We start from the raw sequence: 7,272 nt of genomic DNA, 5'->3' as shown, positions 1-7,272 counted from the left end.
GGATTTATTGATAGTTCGTTCACTTCTTTTTCTGTAAAATACTTTTTAGTCATCATGATCCCCCAAATCCATTTTTATTTAAGTATACAAAAAAGAACCCTATAAAGCAGTCCTTTTTTAAAAGTGTCTACTCTATAGGGTACATATTAAATAGGGAGGTCTATTTTCGTTTGATCAGTGATACGATCAAAGCGAGCAATGCAATCAAGAAGGTACCAAAACCAAATAGTACCATAAAACTTTCATACATACTCATAAGCATCACCCCCTTTTTCCATGGGGATTAGCCGACCTTACCCTAAAAGAACATTATCCTTTATTAGCATAACATAATAAACACGAACATTCATTCTTTTTATAAACTGAAACCGCAGTTGTTAAAACTCCTACAATTACAATAGACCGAACCCCTATAAAGAGGGGGTGGTACTTTAGGAGATAATCCCTCAGAGCCTAGTGAACAGCATATGAGGGGTTATCTTTTGTTATTTTTGTCGGACATAATAAACGCTATCAACATCACCGTTAATTAATAGAGGTTCTCAACAACTTTTTCAAAAAAGACTTTACCTCAAGTAAATCCCATTCAAGATCACGAAAAAACATGTTATAATAAAATTAAGAAGTGTATATACTAAATAACCCGTAGCCTTCACTACGGGTTATGGATAAGCGGTTCCCCCAGAGGGATCGGCTATCTTGATTTGGATAGACCTCTCCTAATTACTTGATGGGCAAATAGGGAGGTCTATTTTCGTTTGATCAATGACAAGATCAAAGTGAGCAATGCAAGCAAGAAGGTACCAAAACTAAATAGTACCATAAAACTTTCATACATACTCATAAGCATCACCCCCCTTTCTGGGGATTAGCCGACCTTACCCTAAAAGAACATTATCCTTTATTAGCATAACACTGCAAACACGAACATTCATTCTTTTTTATAAACTGAAACCGCAGTTGTTAAAACTCCTACAATCGGGTATAATATCATTAGAAATGACATAACCTATTAAAAACCGTAGACGTTGCACCGCCTACGGTTACAATAGACCGAACCCCTATAAAGAGGGGGCGGCACTTTTAGGAGATAATCCCTCAGAGCCTGGCAAAAGCATATGAGGGGTTATCTTTTGTTATTTTTGTCGGACATAATAAACGCTATTAACATCCCAAAGGATATCATGAGCGCTAACGTATTAGCTATGTCCATAAGCGTCACCTCCCTTCTCTTGGAAGTATCCAAAGAAGGTATAACAAGGTGCGCCACCTCTCATATGAAGCCGATCTATTGATAAAACGATTATAACATCTCAATTAATTAATAGATATTTTCGACAACTTTTTTCTTATATTACTCAGAAAAAGACTACGCGCAAGCGGCATAGCCTCATCCTTAAACATCCCATTATTCATACGCCAAATAAGCTGATAACATCCATACATATTTTTCGTACCTACCTTGCAAAGAAATCAGCAAATCAGCTGTTGGCTCATCTTTTATCTCATCAGCTAAGGATAACCCTTCTTCTTTGATTTCAGCAATAACCTGTTTATAATCGGCCATTAATTGCTCAATGATTTCTGTCTCTTTATCATCAGCACTTGCTTCCACTAATGTTGTCTCTTCAAGATACTTCGACATCACAGCAAGTGGCTTCCCATCAATTGCTAAAACTCGCTCCGCCACCTCATCTAAGTCAGCAGCAATCTGGTCATACATTTCCTCAAATACAGCATGCAACTGATAAAAATTCCGTCCTTGTACAAACCAATGATAACGATGCAACTTCACATATAACACAAAATGATTGGATAATAATTGATTCAAAAAGTTAATTAATTTTTGATTGTCCATATATACTCCACCTCACACAAGATTTTCCTTATGTTTTGTGAGTTGAGATGAAATTATACGCAAAAATTAATAGTTGCTCTCAATATAATCAATTTCCTCCGCTACACTTAATTATAACCCAACTGCATCTTTATATTTATTTACTGTACAAGCATGTTTTTTTTAAATCTTTTTGTATTCAAGAGAATAGCAATCAATGAAATCAATAAAATAATAACAACTGTCACTATTTGATTAGCTTGTATAGTGGAATGATAAAGCATTCTGTATAAATATGACCATGGATAGTACGGCCAAAGTGGTGAAGGTGCAACAAAAAAATTTCCTATTGTTCCCAACAACGCAATCGATAAAGATAAAATTTGATTATTTAAGATAACAGAAATAAAAAACTGAATATTTACAAGCGCAATAATACCAATTACTGAATAAAACATACCATTGAGGTTATTCATTACATAGACTAAAGGATTACCACCTTCTAAGACAATGAATGGCATAGCAAGCATAACAGACATTACATAAACTGCTAATGCCTGAATTTGAAAAGAACACACTTTATTCCAATATACTCTAGTTAAAGAAAAAGCATTATAATAATATATCAGAATCCCTTCATTCCTCTTTTCATTGTACAATGATATCGAAATTATAAGAGCCACAATGACTGGGAAAAATAATTGAAAAAACATGGATAAAGCAGTTACATAAATACTATTTTCATCCACTGAAGCTGCAATTAACCCTAGAGACCCTTGAAGAGTAACCATAACTAACATGCTTACTATTATTATCAGTAAAAGTCCGGTTCGTTTAGTTTTCTTTAGTTCATTTATCACACCATTTGGCATATCCATTAACATCCCTTTCTAGTCAGTTTGAAACAATTGCTTTTTAGCAGATAACAGCACAGTTACAACAATAAATAGACCGGAACCTATAGCAAAAAATATAATGGTGAACATATCTTTTAGATTACTTAGCTCAATTGCAGTAGTAGATAGGAATAATGGAAACAATAACTGAACAGCATATGGAAAGTTATTATATAAAAACAAAAGAATAATCCATACAATTGAAATCGATGAAGCAATCAAGCCATTCCGGATAATGGTATGAAATATAAATTGTAAGAACCCAATACTTATTGTAATTAATAAACTTATTAATAGAGAAGAAAAAATTGTCCGAAATTCTACTGAAATTCCTTGCATTAAACAAACAATTAAAAGAGAGCCATAAGCTATAATAACTGAAATTACATAGTAGACGATAAATACTATAGATTTAGCACCTATTATAGAGACTGTGTACGGAATTTTAGTCAGCAACAGACTCCAAGTATTATAACTATTTTCTTTGGAGTATATAAAAAACCAGAGAAAAGCTGATAAAATTACAACACAGTAATTATTGACAAAATGGTAATATAACAATAATCCAGAACTATTTGCTAACCCCTGAGCAGCAAATGTATCATAACCTTGTTTATAAACTATTAGACTAACTAAAACAGGAATAAGAGCAAAAATAGCTGTACAAAAGAGAAGAAGAATCCTAGGGATTTTTGTGAATTCTCCTGTAACTAGTGGAAGAAACTTCATACAGATTCACTTCCCTTTCCTGTCAATGATAAGAATACATCTTCTAACGTTTTTTTCGATTGGGTAAGCTCAAATACCTTTATTCCATGATTTGCAAATATCTTATTTAATTCTGCTGCTGCTTCTGGATTGGTTTGCATTACAATATCATTAAGATTTTCTCGATAAGTAATAGAATGACTATTGAGTATTTCTTTGACCTTCTCTGGTTCATTCACTATCAGTGTATACTCATTCGAAGTTTTTTCATACAAATCTCTTAGCGTTCCTTCATAAATCATATTTCCCTGATTTATCATACCAATATGAGTTGCCATCGATTCAATTTCAGCTAAATTGTGGCTGGAAACAATAATCGTTTTCTTTTCATATTTACTTAAATTAATCAACAAATTTCTAATTTCATGAATCCCTTCCGGATCTAATCCATTCGTAGGCTCATCTAAAATAATGATATCTGGATCATTAAGAAGGGAAAATGCAAGACCTAGTCGTTGACGCATCCCAAGAGAATATTCCTTAACTTTTTTATTTTTTGCAAAAGTTAAGTTCACTACATCTAATACTCTATCTACTTCACTTATAGGTAAATTTATCACTTTTTGAATATATTTCAGATTTTCATAACCTGTTAAATGCGGATAATAGCTAGGAGTATCTATAAAACATCCTATATTTTTTAAAATTGCTTTTTTATGTTTCTGTAATTCTTTTCCTCTGTATCGTATTATACCGTCATCTGGTTTAATCAATCCTACTAACATTCGCATTGTTGTAGTTTTCCCTGCTCCGTTTGGTCCCAAAAAACCGTAAATACTACCAGATGGTATGTTAAGTGACAAGTTATTTACAACAGTTTCAGTATCATATGTTTTTGTAATTTGTAATGTTTCTATCTCTATATTGGTCATCTTTGATCATCCTTTTAGCTTATAAATGTGTGTATTATGTGACATCTTGTTAGCTGATTAATCAACTAAACAACTCGTGTTTTAGCTACCCAGTCATGAAAAGTTTTTTGTTTATCAGTAAATAGAGCAAACAGAAAGCCAATACCTAACATAAAAAAAGAAATACACGAAACTATGTATCTTACAAAAGATTTACTTATAGATATTTTCTTTCCAGAATGACTGTCGGTAAGTTTGAGACCTAGCAATATCATCCCGACAGTTCCTTGCATTGTAGTAACCGGAAAAAAATCTTCCGCACAAAACCGATATGATGACTTACGTGATTGTTCATCTTTTTTAAAAAGCTTGCTAATTTTTTACATGAGTAGGTGATGTTATGTGAAGATTCATCGTTAAATCCTCTCAAATTAATTATTTTAAAACTAATATTTGCTCTCAATATAATCAATTTCCTCCGCTACACTTAATAACCCATGCGCTTTTCCAACCGTTCCATCTTGAGCCGACCAAAAATAATTATGATCTTTATCCACTCTAGAGAAGTCTCCATCCTTCCATCTTTCAACGATAACAAGCAAGTCTTCTTTTTTAGTAAAATTGCTGTCTTTAATTACTTCATAAACTTGCTCAATCGTCTTTTGGTGCATAGGAGCCTTGCCCCATTTCTTTTCTGCTCTTACTTTCTGATGGCTCATATTATGCATAACACTAATGATTTCATCTTCTGTTGGATTATCCCCTAATCCCAAGTCTAGTTCCTCTTCTGGAATAGCATCTAGGGCTTCCTCCAAATCCGATTGCAGACTCTCACTATTACGTTCTTGTTCATCTGCCTTTTCTTCCGCTTTCTCATCTGACATTTCTTCTATATTTTCTTCCTTTTCAGGAATTTTAACCGACGCTTCACTTTCTCTATCACCTAGCCACGTCTCACCAAACCAATTAACCATTTTTTCACCGCTATAGATTGCAATACCAACAGCAACTACTAAAATAGCTAAAATAATGACTACTTTCTTCATCTTTTATCCCCCATCAAACTCGTTCTTAACATTATAATTATCTTTCTTCCACGTTCCTTCTCTTTATTTTTTGTCAATAGTTGTTAGTTTATATACTAATTGTGCATGATTTACCAATCTATTGCAATTTTTTTAAGATACTATAATGAGGTAGGGAAGGGATTGGTGGAAAACACCAGAGCAATTAACAGATTTGATGTTTTACATTGCGACATTAATAAAGCCTATTATTATGTATAGAACTAGGCACACTGACAATATATTTACGTCCCCCCTTTACTTTCTCCTTTTTAGCGGGCATTTCCCACTACCAACAAAAGTAGCTTCTTCGTCTCGACTATATTTTTTCAATCAGATTAAATCCCTAACTTTATCCATCTTTTCTTTGCAAAACTAAGAAGAATTAAATTGATTATCACTATGAATACTAAGTATAAGATGATAATCACTACCATCCAATGTCATACTATCAGATTGTAGTATTTTATCTATTCGCGAATACATAGTATTACTTGCTTCAAATGGAGCAATAAGGCCAAATAGCTTTGTACTGACTGCTACTAAAATAATCGATGTAATCCAATAAACAATACTGATACCGATACTTATTAATATATTAGGACTTAAGACGCTAATTGTCCCTATGATCAATATATCAGTGAATTAGCGTCCGTTTATCCCCCACTTAGCTTCTTTGTTTTCACTCGAATCTTGAAGTGGGGATATTATAGACTCATGCACCGTGATAAATTAAATGATAAGAAGCGCGCATTCACGCTCTGTTCAATCCTTACTCATTTTGTCCAATGTATTAAGTAGAAGTCTCTATAACCATTGACTAGTCTTCATTTGTCAAACAACAGATTGAACAAACTAGAACAACCAAGGACCCTGATTTCTTCACCGTCCTGTATATACTCAAAATCACTTTTGCACTTATTTAGCAAATAAGTATGTTGATCATGAATTGACCAAAGTGAATGGCTTGAACAAACAACTAGTTTCATAGTTTTTTTGCTACTTTTTCTCCAATCATATGACTCAAAATGAGTACGAGTATAAATACAGCAGCAACAACCAAGGCACCAAAAACCATTTTCATATCAACAAAATATTCCACACGAAAATAATTAATCAGTATTATGTAATAAGGAATTACTAAGAAAATACTTGTAAAAACTCCTGGAGTATAGGTTCTTAACAGTAATGACTGTATTGGATGAGAAAAAATATTTATTGCAAACACCATGGCAATACCTAAAAATAAAAACATGTAATCTCCTATAACGGCAACTAAGAGCAGGATCGAACTAAAAACAGAAATAATAAAAACAATCAGCGCAAACTGTGCAGCTGTTACATGAATAAAACTTTCTAGTTCTTTTTGGATAAAAAATGGGATCTTATCTTTAACTTGAGGGTAATTTACTTTCCCCCACCTCTCAACCATAATTATTTCCTCCAGATTATGCAGCATAAAAATAACTAAAAAAGTTAAAATTAGTGTATTTACATCCACTTCCATACCCCCATATTAAATTAATCGCTCAACCATTCTTTCTCTAGTCCTACTTGTTAAATGTCCGTTAGTGAATTACATGTTGTGAAGTCACTTTTTATCCTATTCCATTCTGAGCTCAGTCCGTTCATAGATCACCTCTTATCTAATAGCTAATAGCTAATAAGTTACTTAAGTAATTGATTCACTTTCCCCTAAAGACCATCTGATTTATATATTAACTTATAACTAAGAAACATACAATATTTTACAATTATTTTCATACTACTCGATGATAAAAAATAGAGAGACGGTTGATTACACTTAATGATTTCGTATCCGCTCGTCCTAAAGTAAACAATCATATATTGTAGTA

9 protein-coding genes and 1 pseudogene are annotated in these 7,272 nt (G+C 32.9%); all 10 read right to left on the bottom strand.

Annotated features, from left to right (window positions below):
- Positions 1 to 160 precede the first annotated feature (160 nt).
- Positions 161 to 256: a putative holin-like toxin gene (locus SH601_RS15185; RefSeq protein WP_319959175.1), complete on the bottom strand. Its 96-nt coding sequence runs from the start codon at positions 254 to 256 to the stop codon at positions 161 to 163.
- 492 nt (positions 257 to 748) lie between these two features.
- Positions 749 to 838 carry a putative holin-like toxin gene (locus SH601_RS15180; protein WP_319959180.1) on the bottom strand — a complete coding sequence of 30 codons (90 nt, stop codon included), beginning with the start codon at positions 836 to 838 and terminating at the stop codon, positions 749 to 751.
- Positions 839 to 1,408: 570 nt separating this feature from the next.
- Complete coding sequence (locus SH601_RS15175; protein ID WP_319959174.1) at positions 1,409 to 1,858, bottom strand: Dps family protein; 450 nt, start codon at positions 1,856 to 1,858, stop codon at positions 1,409 to 1,411.
- Positions 1,859 to 1,998: 140 nt separating this feature from the next.
- Positions 1,999 to 2,709, bottom strand: a complete 711-nt coding sequence (locus tag SH601_RS15170; protein WP_319959173.1) for an ABC transporter permease — start codon at positions 2,707 to 2,709, stop codon at positions 1,999 to 2,001.
- Positions 2,710 to 2,727: 18 nt separating this feature from the next.
- Entirely contained in the window at positions 2,728 to 3,462 is a 735-nt protein-coding gene (locus SH601_RS15165) for a hypothetical protein (RefSeq protein ID WP_319959172.1), read from the bottom strand.
- Positions 3,459 to 4,373 carry an ABC transporter ATP-binding protein gene (locus SH601_RS15160; protein WP_319959171.1) on the bottom strand — a complete coding sequence of 305 codons (915 nt, stop codon included), beginning with the start codon at positions 4,371 to 4,373 and terminating at the stop codon, positions 3,459 to 3,461. Before SH601_RS15160 ends, SH601_RS15165 begins: the two co-directional genes overlap by 4 nt.
- Before the next feature lie 65 nt (positions 4,374 to 4,438).
- On the bottom strand, positions 4,439 to 4,729 hold the full coding sequence (locus tag SH601_RS17675; RefSeq protein ID WP_413775137.1) for an RDD family protein: 291 nt from the start codon (positions 4,727 to 4,729) through the stop codon (positions 4,439 to 4,441).
- Positions 4,730 to 4,798: 69 nt separating this feature from the next.
- Positions 4,799 to 5,398 (bottom strand): DUF6241 domain-containing protein, encoded by a 600-nt coding sequence (locus tag SH601_RS15155; protein ID WP_319959170.1) that lies wholly within the window; start codon positions 5,396 to 5,398, stop codon positions 4,799 to 4,801.
- A gap of 356 nt (positions 5,399 to 5,754) precedes the next feature.
- Positions 5,755 to 6,052 (bottom strand): annotated as a pseudogene (locus SH601_RS15150) (peptide ABC transporter permease); the annotation flags it as partial.
- Between the two features lie 349 nt (positions 6,053 to 6,401).
- A complete protein-coding gene (locus SH601_RS15145; protein WP_319959169.1) occupies positions 6,402 to 6,917 on the bottom strand; it encodes an HXXEE domain-containing protein in 516 nt (171 codons plus the stop codon).
- Between the last annotated feature and the right edge of the window lie 355 nt (positions 6,918 to 7,272).

The sequence above is a fragment of the Gracilibacillus pellucidus genome (assembly GCF_033949965.1).
In the GTDB taxonomy this organism is placed as follows: Bacteria; Bacillota; Bacilli; order Bacillales; family Amphibacillaceae; genus Gracilibacillus; species Gracilibacillus pellucidus.
Note: the sequence above shows the minus strand (reverse complement) of the source record. Positions and strands in the feature narration are given on the sequence as shown.